13 protein-coding genes are annotated in these 17,645 nt (G+C 37.4%); all 13 read right to left on the bottom strand.

Annotated elements, in window-relative coordinates; all coding sequences use genetic code 11:
* Positions 1-170 precede the first annotated feature (170 nt).
* Positions 171-2,489, bottom strand: coding sequence for an efflux RND transporter permease subunit (locus CXF71_RS04310; RefSeq protein WP_101231745.1), 2,319 nt, complete (start codon positions 2,487-2,489; stop codon positions 171-173).
* A 146-nt stretch (positions 2,490-2,635) separates the two neighbouring features.
* The gene (locus tag CXF71_RS04305; RefSeq protein WP_232771376.1) at positions 2,636-3,736 is read right to left on the bottom strand and encodes a WD40/YVTN/BNR-like repeat-containing protein; all 1,101 of its coding nucleotides are present in this window, start codon (positions 3,734-3,736) and stop codon (positions 2,636-2,638) included.
* A gap of 71 nt (positions 3,737-3,807) precedes the next feature.
* A complete protein-coding gene (locus tag CXF71_RS04300; RefSeq protein WP_101231749.1) occupies positions 3,808-5,169 on the bottom strand; it encodes a DUF1329 domain-containing protein in 1,362 nt (453 codons plus the stop codon).
* Positions 5,170-5,196: 27 nt separating this feature from the next.
* A complete protein-coding gene (locus tag CXF71_RS04295; RefSeq protein WP_101231744.1) occupies positions 5,197-7,269 on the bottom strand; it encodes a DUF1302 domain-containing protein in 2,073 nt (690 codons plus the stop codon).
* A gap of 375 nt (positions 7,270-7,644) precedes the next feature.
* Positions 7,645-7,860 carry a DUF2835 domain-containing protein gene (locus CXF71_RS04290; protein WP_101231743.1) on the bottom strand — a complete coding sequence of 72 codons (216 nt, stop codon included), beginning with the start codon at positions 7,858-7,860 and terminating at the stop codon, positions 7,645-7,647.
* Positions 7,861-7,954: 94 nt separating this feature from the next.
* The gene (gene pepN / locus CXF71_RS04285; RefSeq protein ID WP_101231742.1) at positions 7,955-10,573 is read right to left on the bottom strand and encodes an aminopeptidase N; all 2,619 of its coding nucleotides are present in this window, start codon (positions 10,571-10,573) and stop codon (positions 7,955-7,957) included.
* Between the two features lie 27 nt (positions 10,574-10,600).
* A complete protein-coding gene (gene nhaC, locus CXF71_RS04280) occupies positions 10,601-12,079 on the bottom strand; it encodes a Na+/H+ antiporter NhaC (RefSeq protein ID WP_101231741.1) in 1,479 nt (492 codons plus the stop codon).
* Positions 12,080-12,198: 119 nt separating this feature from the next.
* Positions 12,199-14,250: a carboxy terminal-processing peptidase gene (prc, locus tag CXF71_RS04275; protein ID WP_101231740.1), complete on the bottom strand. Its 2,052-nt coding sequence runs from the start codon at positions 14,248-14,250 to the stop codon at positions 12,199-12,201.
* Positions 14,251-14,337: 87 nt separating this feature from the next.
* Positions 14,338-15,000: an RNA chaperone ProQ gene (gene proQ / locus CXF71_RS04270; protein ID WP_101231739.1), complete on the bottom strand. Its 663-nt coding sequence runs from the start codon at positions 14,998-15,000 to the stop codon at positions 14,338-14,340.
* 99 nt (positions 15,001-15,099) lie between these two features.
* A complete protein-coding gene (locus tag CXF71_RS04265) occupies positions 15,100-15,387 on the bottom strand; it encodes a hypothetical protein (protein ID WP_101231738.1) in 288 nt (95 codons plus the stop codon).
* Positions 15,388-15,445: 58 nt separating this feature from the next.
* Entirely contained in the window at positions 15,446-15,910 is a 465-nt protein-coding gene (locus tag CXF71_RS04260) for a GAF domain-containing protein (protein ID WP_101231737.1), read from the bottom strand.
* Positions 15,911-16,023: 113 nt separating this feature from the next.
* Complete coding sequence (locus tag CXF71_RS04255; protein WP_101231736.1) at positions 16,024-16,857, bottom strand: SIMPL domain-containing protein; 834 nt, start codon at positions 16,855-16,857, stop codon at positions 16,024-16,026.
* A 50-nt stretch (positions 16,858-16,907) separates the two neighbouring features.
* Positions 16,908-17,597: a YccT family protein gene (locus tag CXF71_RS04250; protein WP_232771375.1), complete on the bottom strand. Its 690-nt coding sequence runs from the start codon at positions 17,595-17,597 to the stop codon at positions 16,908-16,910.
* Between the last annotated feature and the right edge of the window lie 48 nt (positions 17,598-17,645).

Genomic DNA, 17,645 nt, shown 5'->3' with positions numbered 1-17,645 from the left:
TTTGATTTTAGCAAAAAAAAAAGCACTTAATTATACAGTTATGTATTTAATTAAGTGCTTATTGTCATTTAAAGTAACATTGTAAAATATAACAGCTAACATTTTACAACTTCGTTACTTAATCTCGTTGGTTACTATCTGACTTATTCGACAATCATGAAGTAACATTCTTATTTTTTATCATGCCCTTTATCTACCCATAAAAAGGCTGATAGTGCTGGTAGGATAATAATAGCGGCTAACATATTAACTAAAAACATAAAGGTTAATAATATTCCCATATCTACTTGAAATTTTAAGTCAGAGAAAAACCAAGTTGAAACACCAATGGCCAGCGTTAATCCGGTAATAAGTACCGCACTGCCACGCTCTTTTAATGCCGCTAAATAAGCATCATGGACATTCATGCCTTCTTTAAGTTTGCTACTCATAGTTGAGAGTATATAGATACCATAATCAACGCCAATACCAACCCCCAAAGCAATAACTGGTAATGTTGAGACTGTTAAACCAATATCAAGTGCCGTCATTAACCACTGAGCAAGTGTTGATACGACATATAAGGGAAAAACAACGACCAAAGTTGCCCTAATACTTCTAAAACTGATTAAACATAGTGCAATCACAGCACCGTAAACATAAAGCATCATGGGTAGTTGTGCTTCGGCTACCGCTTCATTCGTTGCTGCCATAACGCCAACAGGACCTGACGCTAACTTAAATTGTACTTGTTCACTACCCAACGCTTTAGCAGTCACTTTAACCGCATCAATAACGGTATTAATAGTATCCGCTTTATGATCTTCCAAAAATAAAATAACCGGCATCACACTACAATCACTATTAAGAAGGCCACTAGAAGAAGGGACCCTAGCAATTGACTGTACTAATGTTTGTTGATTACGTGGGATAACTCGCCATTTAGGGTTACCTTCGTTGTACCCTGCATTAACAAGTTTAGAGATTGACGATAAACTTACCGCTGATTGCACACCGGGTACATTTTCCATCTGCCATTGAAAACGATCTATGGTAGACATGGTATCGTAATACGTACACGCATCAGGCGTTGTCTCGATAATAACCGACATGTAATCAACACTGATCGCATACCTGTCAGTTATTAAGAATGTATCTTGGTTATAACGTGATGATTCATGTAACGCTGGAGCACCCGCATGTAACTCACCAATTTTTAAAGCTTGTCCTTGGTAAAAACCAACAACGAATAAAATAGTAGTAAAAAATAGTATTATTCTTGCGGGACCTTTAGTAGCAAAGCTAGCCATAAATTTCCAAACAGTGCTTTCTTCACTTAACTGCCCTACTTTTGCACTCACTTTTATTTTGGTATAAGAGAGTAATATTGGCAGTAAAATAAGGTTAGTTAAAATAATCATTGCCACACCAATTGAAGCGGTAATAGCCAACTCTTTAATAATACCAATATCAATAGAGAGAAGTGTTAAAAAGCCAACCGTATCGGAAACTAAGGCAATACCACCTGGAATAAGTAGTGCATTAAAACTTGCTTGCGCTGCTGCAGCTGGTGTTAACCCTGTAGCTACCTTTTTAACCACTGAGTTAATCATCTGTACGCCATGGCTAACACCAATGGCAAACACTAGAAAAGGGATCAATATCGACATCGGATCAAGACCAAAACCAAGTGTTGATAACATACCCATTTGCCAAACCACAGCGACTAATGAACAAAGAATTGGCAGAATGGTTAAACGAATGGAATGACTAAAAATGTAGACCATCACAGCGGTAATGGCTATTGCAAGTGCAAAAAACAACACAACACCCTTAGCACCTTCAGCTACATCGCCAACCATTTTAGCAAAACCAATAATATGAACGCTAATATTATCCTTTTCAAACTCTTGACGAATCTCTTTTTCTAACTTACCTGCTATCTCAAGCGTATCTAATTTTTCACCCGTATCAGGGTTAAACTCTAATAAAGCTGCTTTTACCATGGCACAACTGTAATCGTCAGCAACAATACTACCGACGATTCCCGCTTTTTCTATATTTCCTTTAACAACACCAAGCCCTTTAGCTGTTGGTTGAAAGTTTGCAGGAATAACCGGCCCACCGGCAAAACCATCTTCTACCACCTCGACAAAGCGGGTACTAGGCGAAAATAAAGACTTTACCTGAATTCGATCAACACCTGGGATAAAGAAAAGCTTGTCGTGCACTCCTTTTAAGGCGTTAAAGAATTCTTGATTAAAAATATCTCCATTCGTATCACAGACAGAGATAAGAATATTATTAGCACCACCAAAGTTTGCCCTATGTTTTAGATAGGTTTTCATATAACTATGATTTAGTGGTATATTTTTTGTAAATGAGGCATCGAGCCTAATTTGTGTTGCTTGAAACAGAAAGAAAGCACTGGTGATAACGAATAACATTAACACGAGGAGTTTATGACGAAAAAGGCCTATTTCGATTCGACTAGCCAGAGAAATTTTCATATTAATACATTCCGAACTTTATTATATTTTTGATTTAATACCCGTAACCATTATTTAACCGCTGAGCATGAAAGCTTAAATAGCGTATAAATTATAAAGATGCATCTTTTTTGATAACGAGTATGTATTTTTTTGGGTGTTCACAGTTACTTTTCAGATAAATCAAGTACCTTAATACCAACATCAGATACAGCTATTAATTTTCCTTTAAACCACACACCTGCAATTAAGGTTTTACCATCATGTTGAGGTTTTGAACTAAAACTTACACCATCATCAGTACTGATAAGCAACATACCATTGTTTCCCAGAATAAATATACGTCCATCTTTTGCAAAAACAATATCATTTAATAATGCAGTAGTATCTGTGGTAATTTCATCCCATTGACGCCCATTATCCACACCTAGGAAAACATGACCTCGTAAACCCACGACTAAAATATTACCGCTTTTTGTGCGCGCTAAAGAGAAAAAAGATCCTTGATAAAAGCCATCGAATTGTTGCCAAGTGATACCAAAGTCAGTACTTTGAGCCAGTAAACCCGTTTCACCTACAAGAAATAAAGTATCCCCCTCTTGAACTAGACCATTAAAATGAGGAAGTATAAATGAAATCTCATCAAGGTATGCTGCTTCATCTTCAGCTTTCATTTCAGTTAGATACTCAATATCATCCGCTAACAAAAATTCTTGATGAAACTCGGTTTGCCAAGTGGAACCGCCATCATTCGTACGAAAAACCTGTCCATAAGCACCAACAGCTATGCCTTGCTTAGCATTTTTAAAAAACACATCTAAAAGAGGTTTTTGAAGTGAAGGTAAATATTGCTGTACTTGCCAGTTAAGTCCCCCATCTTGACTGTGTAATATCGTTGCATCATGACCAACAGCCCAACCTAACTGATCATTTAAAAAATACACACTTGTTAAAGTAACTTGTACGGGAACATTGGCTTGTTGCCATTGCTCGCCATCACTGGAAAGTAAAATATGTCCGTGTTGTCCAACTGCTACTAGCTTTTCTTCACCAATAGGTGAAATATCTAATAATAGAGATTTACTTGCTAATGCTGACTTAGTGGCCGGCGTTGTGATATCGATAGTAGAAGGTTTACTCTCAGCATAAACAGATGAAACTTGAGAAAGGGAAATAAAAAAAATAACTGCAAAAGCAACTAATGAACGCATAACACCACTCTTTTGATTTTCTAATGATAAAAATAAATGTAAAACTAAATTAAGCATAAAGACAGTAAATACTAAATTTAGCACTAAAAAAAACGGCTAACATGAGTCAGCCGTTTTATTATTACTGATTATCTACGACCTTCACGTCTTAATGCTGCGGGAGTAAAGTCTCCCTCATTAAGTTTCTCTGAGAAGTCATACATTTTCGCTTCGTTATCTAACCCGATGGCTATGTATCGACGTGATTGAATATCATGCATCACATCCAATGTTGACCAAAGCGTTGGGACTTCATAATAATTGATTGAATGTGCTTGTCCTACGCGGTAAAGCTCATCACGATTATCATAAATATCAGTAACCGCAACTTGCCAACTATCTTCATCAATATAAAAGACACGTTTTTTGTAGATATGACGAGTGCTTTCTTTGAGGTTAGCTTCAACTACCCAAACACGATGCTTTTCATAACGCACTAAGTCTGGATTAATATGACCTGCATGTAAAATATCTTCATATTTTACTTTATCACTATGAAGACGATAATCATTATAAGGGATCAATAATTCTTGCTTGCCTTTTAATGTCCAGTTATAACGATTTGGCGCGCCATTATACATATCAAAATCATCTGTGGTTCTTAAACCATCTGACGCGGTACCTGGTGCATCATATGCAACATTAGGTGCAGCACGAACACGACGCTGACCGGTATTATAAGTCCATGCCTTTCGAGGTGTTTTAACTTGATCCATCGTTTCATGGACTAATAATGCAGTACCAGCTAGACGAGCAGGCTCTGTTAATTTCTGTTTAAATTTAAACAAAACATTACTTTCTTCAAGCGCTTCTGGTGAGGCACCTTTAATACTGTATGGCAATAATAAAGATTCTTCTAAACCAACATAAGTAAAGCTACCTGACGCTGTTGGTGCTGCTTGACCTGCTTGACGTGTAAGACCTTCTCCACGATAGCGTAAGGTATGATTCCAAATAGCCTCTAAACCATTTGCTGGCACCGGAAAAGGAATACCAACAGCAGCTTGTATAATACCATTACCTTCTTTAATTAACTCTGAACGTGTCGCATTATCTCTAACTGCCTGATAAACGTGCTCAGGATATGAAGCGCTACGATGTGTTTGATAAACATTCATCTTATAGGTATCAGGATAGGTCTCAAATAACTTGATTTGACCTGGTGTTAATAACGCTTTGTGATCAGCTATGTTACTTGCGGTAATAGTAAACTTAACTTTGTCATTTGGATACGGATCAAGATGGTGATCGCCAACAGTGTAACCTGCCGGTGCTTTAGTAATACCGCCGGTCCATGCTGGGATTGAGCCATCTTTGTTGCCTGCTCGCACTGCACCTAAAGGGGTTAATTCAGATGACAATTTTGCCGCTTGCTCGGCAGGTATTTTAGCTAAAGCACCTGTCGATAAGACCATAGAGATGGTCAATGATAATAATGTGACTTTATTCATGTTAATTCTCATGATTTATGCCTTAAATTAGATTGAATAACTTACGCTGAAAGATACATAATCACGATCTTCCATCTTATTTGTGGTACCAACACCGCCGAAGAAACTGTTGTAGTTCAAATCTGCAGACCAACGACTTTGATAATCAAACTTTAAGCCGAGTGACGTTGATTTTCTGCCTTCAATAAACATAAACAATGGGTCTGGTGTAATACCACTAACATCATGTGCGAATACAATGCGAGGTGATATATTAATACCAGCGATAACATTGGTGTAGTCAAGTTTCACTACTGCACGATAACCCCAAGCAAACTCAGTTGGGAATGGGTTAGACTCAACACCACCTTGTATGGCTTCGTTTAAACCGGGTGCACTTGTAATACCAGCACTACGTGCTGTACCAGGACCATTTAAGCGTAATTCACTTTGCTCAGGCATATCATTAATATTGATACCACCCACTTCAACCAAGCCAACAAATTGACTTGCGCCTAAGGTAGGGCCAAACAAATGTGTTAAGGTCATTTGGGCTTGCATGGTATCAGAAAGTATATAGCCGTTTGCGTATTCACCTGAACCATAAGGGTTACCACTCGGGTCAACCATTTGCGAAATACCATCTAAAGCGGCACCAGCGGGGTTACCTGAATTATAAACTTGCTGAGGTACTGCGGCAAAAAGTAATTCAACATCATCAATTTGCATTGGTTCATCTTGACGATAGCTCACTTCACCAGCAAAGGCGGTTGTGCCTAATGTCGTGTTAAAACTCATCGCATACATCTTGATATCTTCTACATAATCAAGTTCAACACGTGAGAAACTATTTAAATCTGAATAGTTATCTTCGGTAATCGTCGTCGTTGCTAACATACCAATATCACCACCGATAGACTCAGCACGAAAGTCTGCAGTAACACCTGAGAAGATAGGACGACGACTATGATAATTGACATGATACAAACTGATCTCAGTATCATTCAATGCCGGTATAAACCAAGATAAACGCAAACCATATTGGCCGCCGTCATCAGGTTCATTTTCAGCTTTAGAGCCTGGCGCTCTTAAGGTAAGATTACCTGCATAAGCAGCATACATGGAACCTGCTGTAGCAGGGTCGACTTTAGCAACTTCACCAATTTCATTTAGACCTGCTATTAAGTAATCTAAATTCATATCAGGATTACCACCAAAGCCAAGCTGGACGTTATTATATTGTCCACCGTCACCAGCAAAGTCGTTGGTAGAAAAATAACTACCTGGTGGTGGTAATATGGTTTTTTCCCAAGAGTATTGGTAAAAAGCCTCAATATTAATGTTCTCTGTAATACCTAGAGAGCCCCATAAGGCGCCAAAAGGAATAAAAGCTTCCTTGATTTCAGCACCAGGAGCACGTAAACGAGCAACATCAACTGGGTTTATTTCACTAATACCGTGAGAGATTAAGGTACTTTCCCCCCAGCTAATGACTTGATCACCAAGACGCACTGAGAAAGGCATTTCACCAATTTCAAAATCACCATAAACATAAGCATCTAATAAACGAACATCCTGACAAACTTGCTCTTTGGCTTCGCTATCTCGACACGGGTCAAAAACGTTACCGGTAAGCGCGTTAGATGCTGCTCTGTCATCATCCATCATAGCCATGTCATAAAAGTACATGCCACGAACAAATACACCAACATTCTGATAGTGAATATCTAATTCATGTACACCTTTAAATATTTTTGAAAAACTTTCACCAGCGTTGTAGTTTAAGTTACCAGCATCGCCGTTAGTGGAATAACCACCAGCGCCCTGCGCCCAGATATCTTCTTTAGACGGCGCGGGTGCAAATATTGAATAGTTACCAAAATCAAGGCCACTGTTGGCATTGTTAGACTTACCGATATTGTCATTCCAGTTTCTATTTTCTGTACGCCAGCTTGATCCAAGGCTAAAGGTAGAATCAAAACTGATCTCTACATCACCCAACTCAAATCTTGCTGCTTGAGCACTATTAACCATCGAGGTTAGCAGTGTCATTGAAAGCGCAGCAGCAATACCTACAGCTAAAGGTTTTTTGGCAAAGCCATGTTGAGGCTTGTTTTTCATCTATTCTCTCCCCTGTTTAGAACATGATGGTAAAAATATATATCACTGTCAGTTCATCTACATTAATGTAATCAAAAGTTAGTTTTTGTTATATTATTTATCTAACGGCAACAATAATTACATCATTTCACTTAGGTAGCAAGCGTAAAGGTGTGAGTTAAAGCGCTATATTTTAAGGACTTGCACTCAAGCACCCTTGCGTTTAAATGTCACGTTTAAAACTAGCGTTTGAAACAAGAAAGATACAAAACGCTCTTTGTTTTATAAGTTGATGAAATCACGCTTATTTGTTTAATTTGTCATTGTAGATAGGTAAGCTAAATGGTCAGACCAGCGTTTCAAGTGATTACTCTATTTCATCAAAATTGAGTAAAATTATTTCAGCTTTGATAAAGATAAAAATTTGTTTTGTTGTGTTTGTAAACAAAAATCACCTTGGATACCACTTGCCGTGACGTATTTTCGCAAGTGTATAGCAGGAAATTGAACTTTAACGCCTTGGGTTGTTCTGACGACAACATTTTGAACTGTCCCTTGGTAGTAAGGAAGAAACTCATTAGCTGTAATTTTGATAGAGAAGTAATAGTTCATGTTTTTAAGTGTTAACGGGCATCATTACGAGTAACGTGCTTATCAATAATAAAAGCACGTTACTCTAAAGTGATATACCTAGTAAATAGTTAGATTAGTCATTTAAGGCAGCATCAAGTTTTTCTTTCAAGTCGTTCGATAATTTCGGTAACGCTTGTAATTTAACTAACTCTGCCTTCATTAACTTTTGGTGTGACGGAGCAAAACTTTTGTATTGAATTAACGGTGTGATCAGTCTTGATGCAACTTGTGGATTAATCTCATTTAATTTAGCAATTTGTTCAGCTAAAAATTGATAACCACGTCCTGTCTGACAATGAAGGTACTTGGGGTTATTCATTGCAAAAGCACCAATTAAGGAACGCGCTCTATTAGGATTTTTTAAGCTAAACTGCGGGTGCTCTAATAAGTTGTCTAGTTGAGAAAATATATCCTCACTTACCACGCTAGCATTAAGGGCAAACCATTTATCCATCACTAGTGTAGTTTGCTGCCATTTTTGTTCAAAGTGCGCTAACTGTTTATTTAAGTCTGCTAAATTATTTTTTGCGCTACAGGTTAATGCAGCCAAACTATCCGTCATATTTTCTTTGGAAACATCATCATTGTCTGTCGCTTGCTGGTATTGCTCTTTTACTAAATATTGATATTCAGGTAAAAGGCTTAAGTATTCTAAACAAACATTTTTAAGTGCCCTATTTGCAACAGCGTTTCGCGATAAGTCTTCCTGCAGACAAGCTTGGTAACTAGCCAGTAATTGCTGTTGAGCACCTTGAGCTATAAAAGTAGCAAGCGCTGTTATAGCCTTGCTCAAAGCGATTGGATCAATATCTACCATCAAACTCGCGGCTTCATCGAAACTAGGTAATGATAATTGCTCGGCGATAAAAGCATGATCACCACCACTGTTTAGCATTTCAGTTATGGCATTCACTATCGCTTTAGGGATAACATAATTGGCATCAAAAGTTAATTGTTGTACATAGGACATTAATAATTTCTGCCCTGCATCCCAGCGACAAAAACTGTTATCCGCTTTTTTCATAACCGTTAATAAACTGGCCTCATCTTGGTCTAAAATCAGCTTAACTGGTGCACTAAAATCAGCAAGCATGGCTAGAATTGGTTTATTAGTAAAACCAGTAAACTGCCAACTTTGCTCCGTTTGAGTCAACTCTAACAACTCACTTTGAGGTGTTTTGCCATTATTTTCACTGATTAATTCAATTTTAATTGGAATGTGTAATGCTTGTGGGTCTTGTTGATTTCTAGTTACCGGTGATTGCTGTAACAATGTTAATGTATACACGTTATTTTCTGGGTCAAAAGCCTCTTGTGCTTTAATCACCGGTGTTCCAGATTGGCTATACCATAACTTGAATTGAGATAAATTTTTACCACTTGCATCACTCATCGCATTGATAAAGTCATCACAAGTAACGGCCATGCCATCAAAGCGAGAAAAGTATAAATCCATCCCTTGTCTGAATTTATCTACACCGATTAAAGTATGTAACATACGAATAACTTCAGAGCCCTTTTCATACACGGTTAGCGTATAAAAATTATTCATTTCAAGGACTTTTTCCGGGCGTATTGGGTGCGCCATTGGGCCGGCATCTTCAGCAAACTGTTGTGAACGTAATAAACGCACATTTTGAATACGCGTCACTGCACTTGAATGCATTTGTGCACTAAATTGTTGATCTCGAAAAACAGTTAAGCCTTCTTTCAAACTCAGTTGGAACCAATCACGACAAGTGACACGGTTCCCTGTCCAGTTATGAAAATATTCATGGGCAATAACAGCTTCAATATTAAAATAATCACTATCTGTTGCACATTGACTATCTGCCAATACATATTTGGAGTTAAAGACATTTAAGCCTTTATTTTCCATTGCACCCATATTGAAAAAGTCTACTGCGACTATCATGTATATGTCTAAATCATATTCAAGACCGAAAGTCTCTTCATCCCACGCCATTGATTTTTGTAATGACACCATGGCATGTTCAGCTTTGACCAAATTACCTTTATCAACAAATATCTCAAGTGCAACTTCACGCCCAGACGCTGTAGTGAAGTTATCTTCAAGTAAATCAAAATCCCCTGCAACTAAGGCAAATAAATAACAAGGTTTTGGGAAGGGGTCGTGCCAGGTAACAAAGTGCTGATTGTTGGCTAATTCACCGCTTGCCACTTTATTACCATTAGATAATAAAAAAGGATATAAGCTTTTATCAGCAACCACTTTGGTGGTAAATGTTGCCATGACATCAGGTCGATCAAGATAATAGCTAATTCTTCGAAAGCCTTCAGCTTCACATTGAGTACAAAAAGCATCTCCTGACTTAAATAAACCTTCTAACGCGGTATTTTCTTGTGGGTTAATCTCGGTAGTAATAGTCAGGGTAAAATTACGGCTATCAGGTAAACTACTTGCCGGAATAGTCAATAACGTATCACTGAGCTGATATTGATCTTTACTCAACGCTTGGTTATCAAGCACAAGTGACACGAGCGTTAAATGCTCACCGTTAAGTTGTAAGGCTTGTTTATCATCGCCCTGTCGCTCTATTGTTAATTCACTTACAACTTGGCTACAGGTGTCTTCTAAATGAATAGTTAAGTGTACTGTATTAATAGTAAAATCAGCTGGGCGGTAGTCCGCTAAAAATCGTGGTGCTGTGTCTGCTAAAGTAGATGACATAGTAAGGCCTTACTTAGAATATGAAAATTAAGCTTTCGCTGTTAGAGATGTTTCTTCAGTGGTTTTTTTAGTCAATTTCTTGATGTTAAAGCCAATAAAACCATAAATAACAGCAAGAATAGGGTTAATCCAGTTAAAGAAACAATAGAACATATAATCAAGTGGACTAACTAATAGTACGCCTGACATGTATACCGCACAGGTATTCCAAGGGATCAGTGGAGAAGTAATAGTACCTGAATCCTCTAGTGTTCTACTTAGTACTAATGGATCTAAACCTCTTCGCGCGTATTCTTCTTTATACATACGACCTGGCATAACAATAGCCATGTATTGATCAGCGGTAAGTATATTAGTACCAATACAAGTAGCTACTGTGCTGGCAATTAAACTGCCTGTAGATTTAGCAGAAGCTAAAATAACATCAACGAATTTTTTCAACATCCCTAAATGCTCTAATACCGCACCAAAACTTAATGCACACATGATAAGCCATACAGTATTAAGCATAGAAGACATACCGCCGCCACTGAGCAGTGAATTAAGCTGACTGTTACCCGTTTCAATCACTACGCCATCATAAAATGCGGTCCAGATCACTTTAACATTCGCTGTAATCACATCTGTCTCGCCGCCTAAACGGACGATTAACTCTTGTTGAAAAACACATGCCCAAATACCACCAATTAAAGCACCAATGGCAACCGCTGGAAATGCCGGTACTTTTTTAATGGCAAGGGTTAACAAAACCAATAACGGTACTAAATTAAAGACCGATATATTAAATTGTTCTGCTAACTGCAAGCTTAACAAATCAATACTGTCATTATTCACCGTAATGGTTTCATTAAGTCCAATAATGATAAACAGTACAAGCGCAGTGATAATCGAAGGTGCTGTTGTCCAAAACATATAACGAATATGAGCGAAAAGTTCACTTCCTGCAATAGCCGGAGCTAAATTGGTTGTTTCTGACAGAGGAGAAATTTTATCGCCAAAATAAGCCCCTGAAATAACCGCACCGGCAGTAATTGCTGGGGATAAACCTAACCCTTGAGCTATACCAATTAACGCAACACCAATGGTAGCGGCTGTAGTCCATGAACTACCTATACTCATTGATACAATCGCACACATGACACAAGCAGCAGCATAAAACCATGAAGGATTTAATAGCTGTAAACCATAATAAATCATTGTTGGTACAGTGCCTGATAATAACCAAGTACCAATAAGTGACCCTACGGCTAATAAAATTAATACTGCACCAAGCGAAAGAGAGATGCCATTAACAATAGCTTTTTCGATAGAGTGCCAGTTATGACCATTTTTCACACCAACAATAATAGCAACACCCATCGCTATAAGTAAGGCAATTTGATTTGGGCCATAAGATGAGTTATCACCAAAATAAAATACGGCTAAGGTGAGTAAACAGATTAATGTGATAACGGGAATGCTTGCATCGAGCATACTTGGTTTTTTTGGGAGGTTTAACTCAGACATAAAGGATTAGCCTATATTATAGTTATTGTTATGGGGTTTTAGTCTCGTACTTTTAGCTGTTAATAAAAGTAGATAAGTTAAAGCCGCCTCTATGGGCGGCTTGTTTATGCTGATATTTACTATTTTTTAGCAATCTTACCTAATGATATAAAATCAAAGGTGATGCGAGCTGCTTCATCTAAAAATGGGTCTAAATCATCAAGTTCATCAGATATATCATCTAAATCGGTTACTTTATCTTTGCCTAAAAGAGCAAGTTGCGCATTAACACGCACTAAACGTTTAGATTTACTTTCTTCGCGTTCAGATTTACGTTTAGTAAGATTTAATGAAATGGTTTTATCATCTTTTTCTGCTTGGTAAATACCAATATCTTCGAGCAAGTAATTAAATTCAGGATTAGTTTTAATCCGTTGTTGATACAGTGAGCTTAAGTACTCAATATCTTTATTGAGTTCATTCAATGGTGTGTATTTTGCCTGTTCAATATGATCCCAAGGTAATGCGTTTTCTTCTTTACTTTCACCCCAGTCTTCTGGGTTTACCGCGGTAGGAAAAGAGATATCAGGTAAAACACCTCGATGTTGGGTGCTGCCACCATTAATGCGATAAAATTTAGCGATTGTGTATTGAATACTACCTAAAGGTTTTTCATACAAGTCATATACACGACCTAAACCGCGATGTTGCTGTACAGTACCTTTACCAAAAGTATGTTCTCCAATGATGACGCCACGGCCATAATCTTGAATCGCTGCAGAGAAAATTTCAGAGGCTGAAGCGCTATAACGATCAACCATTACCGTTAATGGACCATCAAAAAAACTAACACCATCACGGTCACTATTAACTTGAATACGATTTGCACCATCCCTAATTTGAACAACAGGACCTTTATCTATAAACAAGCCCGTCAATAACGTTGCTTCACTTAATGAACCGCCGCCATTGCCACGTAAGTCAACAATTATACCTTTAACTTCCTGCTCTTTTAACTTAGCGATTTCTTTTTTTACATCTTCTGACAAATTATTATAAAAACTTGGAATAGTTATAACACCCAGCTTTTTACTATCAGCATCATCTGGGTTGGCTAAATAAACTTCAGATTTTGCCGCTCTGTCTTCTAATTTGATAATATCGCGAACAATGGAAACAACTTTAACATTAGCTTCGTCATCACTATCGCCTGACAATATTTGTAAACGTACTGTAGTACCTTTAGAGCCTTTAATTAGTTCGACGACGTCATCTAAGCGCCAGCCAATAACATCTTCAAAATCTTTTTCACCTTGGGCAACACCAACAATACGGTCTTTTGACTTAAGTTGTTTTGACTTATCTGCCGGTCCACCCGTAACTATACGGTGAATAACAGTATAATCTTCAATTGAACGCAGTTCAGCTCCAATACCTTCAAGCGACAAATTCATGTCAACTTGAAAACGTTCTGCATTTCGCGGAGATAAATATGAGGTATGTGGCTCTACTACACGAGCAAAACTATTCATGACTAACTGAAAGGCATCTTCACTTTCACTCTGCTTTAATCGCTTGATCGCATAGTTATAGCGCTTAGTTAATACTTCTTTGATTTTTGGCCATTCTTTTTTGGTTAGCGTCAAATTTAAAACATCTGACTTAACCTTTAAACGCCATAATTCATCGAGTTCAGCTTTACTTGTAGGCCAAGGAGCTTCTTCGCGGTCAAAAGAGTAAACTTCTTCTTTGGTGAAATCAAAAGGGTTTTTATCTTCTTTAACATTCAACAAGCTAACCGCATATTCATAACGCTCTAAACGTCTTTGTAAATTTAGGTTAAAAATATCATAAGCGATGTCTAACTTGCCACGTGTCAATACTGAGTCAAACTCTAGGCGGTATTTTTGGAAGTTATCAATATCCGTTGCTAAAAAAACAGTCCGAGCATAATCAAGTTGTTTAATAAAGCGATCAAATACTTCACCTGACAAGGCATCATCAATGGTTACTTTCTTATAGTGTGCACGAGTAAATCGAGCCGTAATGCGCTTGCTTGCTGTAGCATGCTGAGTTTCAGGCATGAGTACAGGGAGTTCTTTGGGAGTATTTGGTTTTTCAAACGCAAGAGTACTGACTGACAAACCTAACGATAAAGATACGGCGAGAGCGATACGACAAAAATTTTGCATGCATTAACTTCCTATTCAATTTCTATGTGACCTAACAGTTTTGTTAGGCCTAGCCGCCAAACCTAATAATGGCGACTTTTTTACTTTCTATAAGTAAATATTTTGTAGTTGAGTCTTGATAACCATGCCAGAGTCAAGTTGTACACTGATATCTTTACCTGATATTTCAGTGATAGTAGCTTTCATTGGTGAATTACCTAACTGAACTCTAACATTACTACCTACTTTTATTGTAGCTGATTCAACAGGCTTAAGTGTCTCTACTTCTTTTTTAACAGTTTTTTTAGCCGTTGACTTCACTGTTTTAAATTTAGCTGATTCACGTTTTTTATCTGCCGGTTTAGTAGTATCGGCTTCTGCTGAGCTAGGCTTACCTTTATAAGGCTTTTTGCTATCGCTGTCTGTCGCTTTTTTGTTACCAAATTTTTCTTGGCTCTCTTTAAGCGTTTTGCTTGCGTAAGTTGCTTGCTCTTCGTCAATCTCAGCAACGTCTTTACCATCAATGTCTACACGAGAATTGCCAACCTTGATAACTTTAAGGTAACGCCAGCTGCTCGTATAATGTCTTAATGCTTGACGCAAACGAGTTTTACTAACCGTTTCATCATCATTAAGCTTCTCGGCTAGGTCTTGGAATATACCAATTTTAAGCGGTTTAACGGGACCTTTAATTGAAAAACACTCAGGGAATTTTTCAGTTAAATAAGCAATAATGTCTTTCGTACTTGTACGTTTAATTTCAGTTTCCATGACTACACTTTTTTTTACAATTTAAATTAAATTAAGCTAACTTCATTTTTCAACAAGATTTCACTCTAGCAAGAAAATAGCGCCAATGTTTATCTTTCTTTACTCTTCAGATTGGAGATGTTGATCCGGGTTATCAATCACATGCTTACACCAATCATATATATCATCTGTACTTATATCAGCAATTTCTTCTTGGCCTATCCAGGTATCCCAAATGAGTGCTAATAACTGCTCTAAAACTTCCGTTTCAATATCTTCTTCAGCTAAGTCGTACATGGTATGATAAAATTCATTCATGTTCTCAGCAACTTCTTCTTCCTGGCCATCCCAGTCACCGACAATTTCTTGGGTAACTAAATAGTCATGAATTACTACAAATTCTTTCATTAAACCTTCACTTTTCTATATCACTATTTATTATAACTGATGACACTTTGGCATCATATTAAACAGATATATTCTGCTCGAATACTTGAACTATCGACATAATGCCTTTTTCGTCTTGCAAATCAAAACGTGAAAACGCTGTGCTATCTATATCTAAAACAGCAATAACTCTTCCTGCAACGGTTATCGGAATAACCAGCTCTGAATTACTACTCGCATCACAAGCAATATGACCATCAAACTGATGCACATTGGCAATACGTTGAACTGTACCTGATGATGCGCATGTTCCGCAAACACCTCTCCCTAGCGGGATTCGAATACAAGCAACCTTGCCTTGAAAAGGACCTAGTACTAACTCGTCTTCAATCAGACGATAGAAACCTACCCAATTAACCTCAGTTAAGCGTTCAAACAGTAAAGCACTAATATTAGCCATGTTAGCAATAATATCAGATTCATCACTTATTAGCGCTTTAGTTTGCCCTAATAACTCTTGATAAAACTCATCTTGATTACTCATCAATAACCACCATTAGATAATGCTATAATAAAAAGCGCTAACATACCTAAAATCACACAACAATTAAAGCTTTTCTCTAATAATTGGCTTAACTAATGACATTTATCACCTAATTATCTATTTTCAAGACTAAATTTAACCAAAACCCGTGCTGTTATGTCTTGGCTACCCGTTAAGGATGAATGTGTTCTTGGGCTTGCATCACTCATCATTGCCTCAGCATACATTGGTCGATAATTATTACTCGAAAGCTCTTTAATCAACATTATCTTGCCTAAGTTATGTCCCGCCTGTTTACTCATCCGTTGTGCTTTTTGTTTTGCGTGGCTAATCGCTTTCAATAACGCTTGTTGATAATACTCATCTCGATCTGAAATACTCATAGAAAGCGGGGAGATGTGACTTACATTGATTTTAATTATTTGGGCTAAAAAGCTATCGTACTCATCTATCTTATTAAACCCAACCGTTATTTGACGGCTTAATTCAAATAACGGTTGCTTATGCTCAATACCATGATTTGTTTGCTGATTTATACTTTGTCCATCAATATAAATACTTTCTTGTCTGGCCCTTTTAAGCTCGACACCTTGAACTTGAATTGATGGTTTTTCTTCTACTATTCGTAAATTAACACGAGCAGATGAGATGTTACTCTCTTTTACGGCAAGGCTTTTAGCTGCACTAATGACTGAATTACTCTTTTTATCGACTAAAGCTTTTAATTTACTGGGTAATCTACCACGTTCGGTAATTGTTAACGTTAACGAAAATTGGTCAGGTGTAACTACAACACTGCCCTGACCCGACACTTCTATCCCTGTCTCTTCAAAAGCAGAAGCTATGGTTGGGAACAATAAACAGACCAATAATGTAACGCAAGTCTGAATACGCTTGCATTTTAATTGACTACTTTTTGGTGAACGAGTAAAAGATATCATATTCATATAACGCCTTAGATAAACCTGTTGAATGTACTATTAACGAGTATAACTTTCTACTTTAGTTCCTTATTTTTATTAATAAAATCAATAAACTCGTCTTTTTCACCTTTGTTAGCTTTTTGCCACCAGTATTTCAGCATAGGAACCGTATCAACTGAATTGATAACTTGGGAGGTAAAAGCTTGTTCATTTTCAGTGTTCGTCGTTGTTTTGCTATTGATTTGGGACATAACTGTTGGAGTCGATAACGTATTAACCACTTTAGTTACCTGTTTGGCCAATGCATAATCACTTAACTTTTCTAGTTCTAATACAACATCTTGTTGATGTTCATCGACCAAACGTAATTCGGGTGATTTAACAAAACGCTCTGCCGTAGCCAAATCGTTAATTTCACTTGTCATCAGCAACAGTTCTTGCTGATTTTCGACGGTAAACTTAACGACAAAGTAATCAGATTTTACTAGCCTGTCCTCTGCAAACTCTAGGTCTTCGAAAACATCTTTATATTTAACAACTAAAGCATGTTGTCCTTGAACTAACTTGAATACTTGATTTTTCGACAAAAAACCCTGTTCAACCGATTTATCATCGATCTCACGGACGATGAGATTATCAGTAATAGTTAACTTAGCCGCTCTTGCTTTAATACTCGTAATACAACACAACAGCAAGAGGCTAAAACACAGATAATTCACTCGTGAATTATCAAAAAAAGTTCTATCGGGGGACAATATAGACAAGCTTGAATCCTTTATGGCGATAATAAATAATAACTCTTTATAAACTGC

Source organism: Colwellia sp. 12G3, from assembly GCF_002836775.1.
GTDB lineage: Bacteria > Pseudomonadota > Gammaproteobacteria > Enterobacterales > Alteromonadaceae > Colwellia.
Note: the sequence above shows the minus strand (reverse complement) of the source record. Positions and strands in the feature narration are given on the sequence as shown.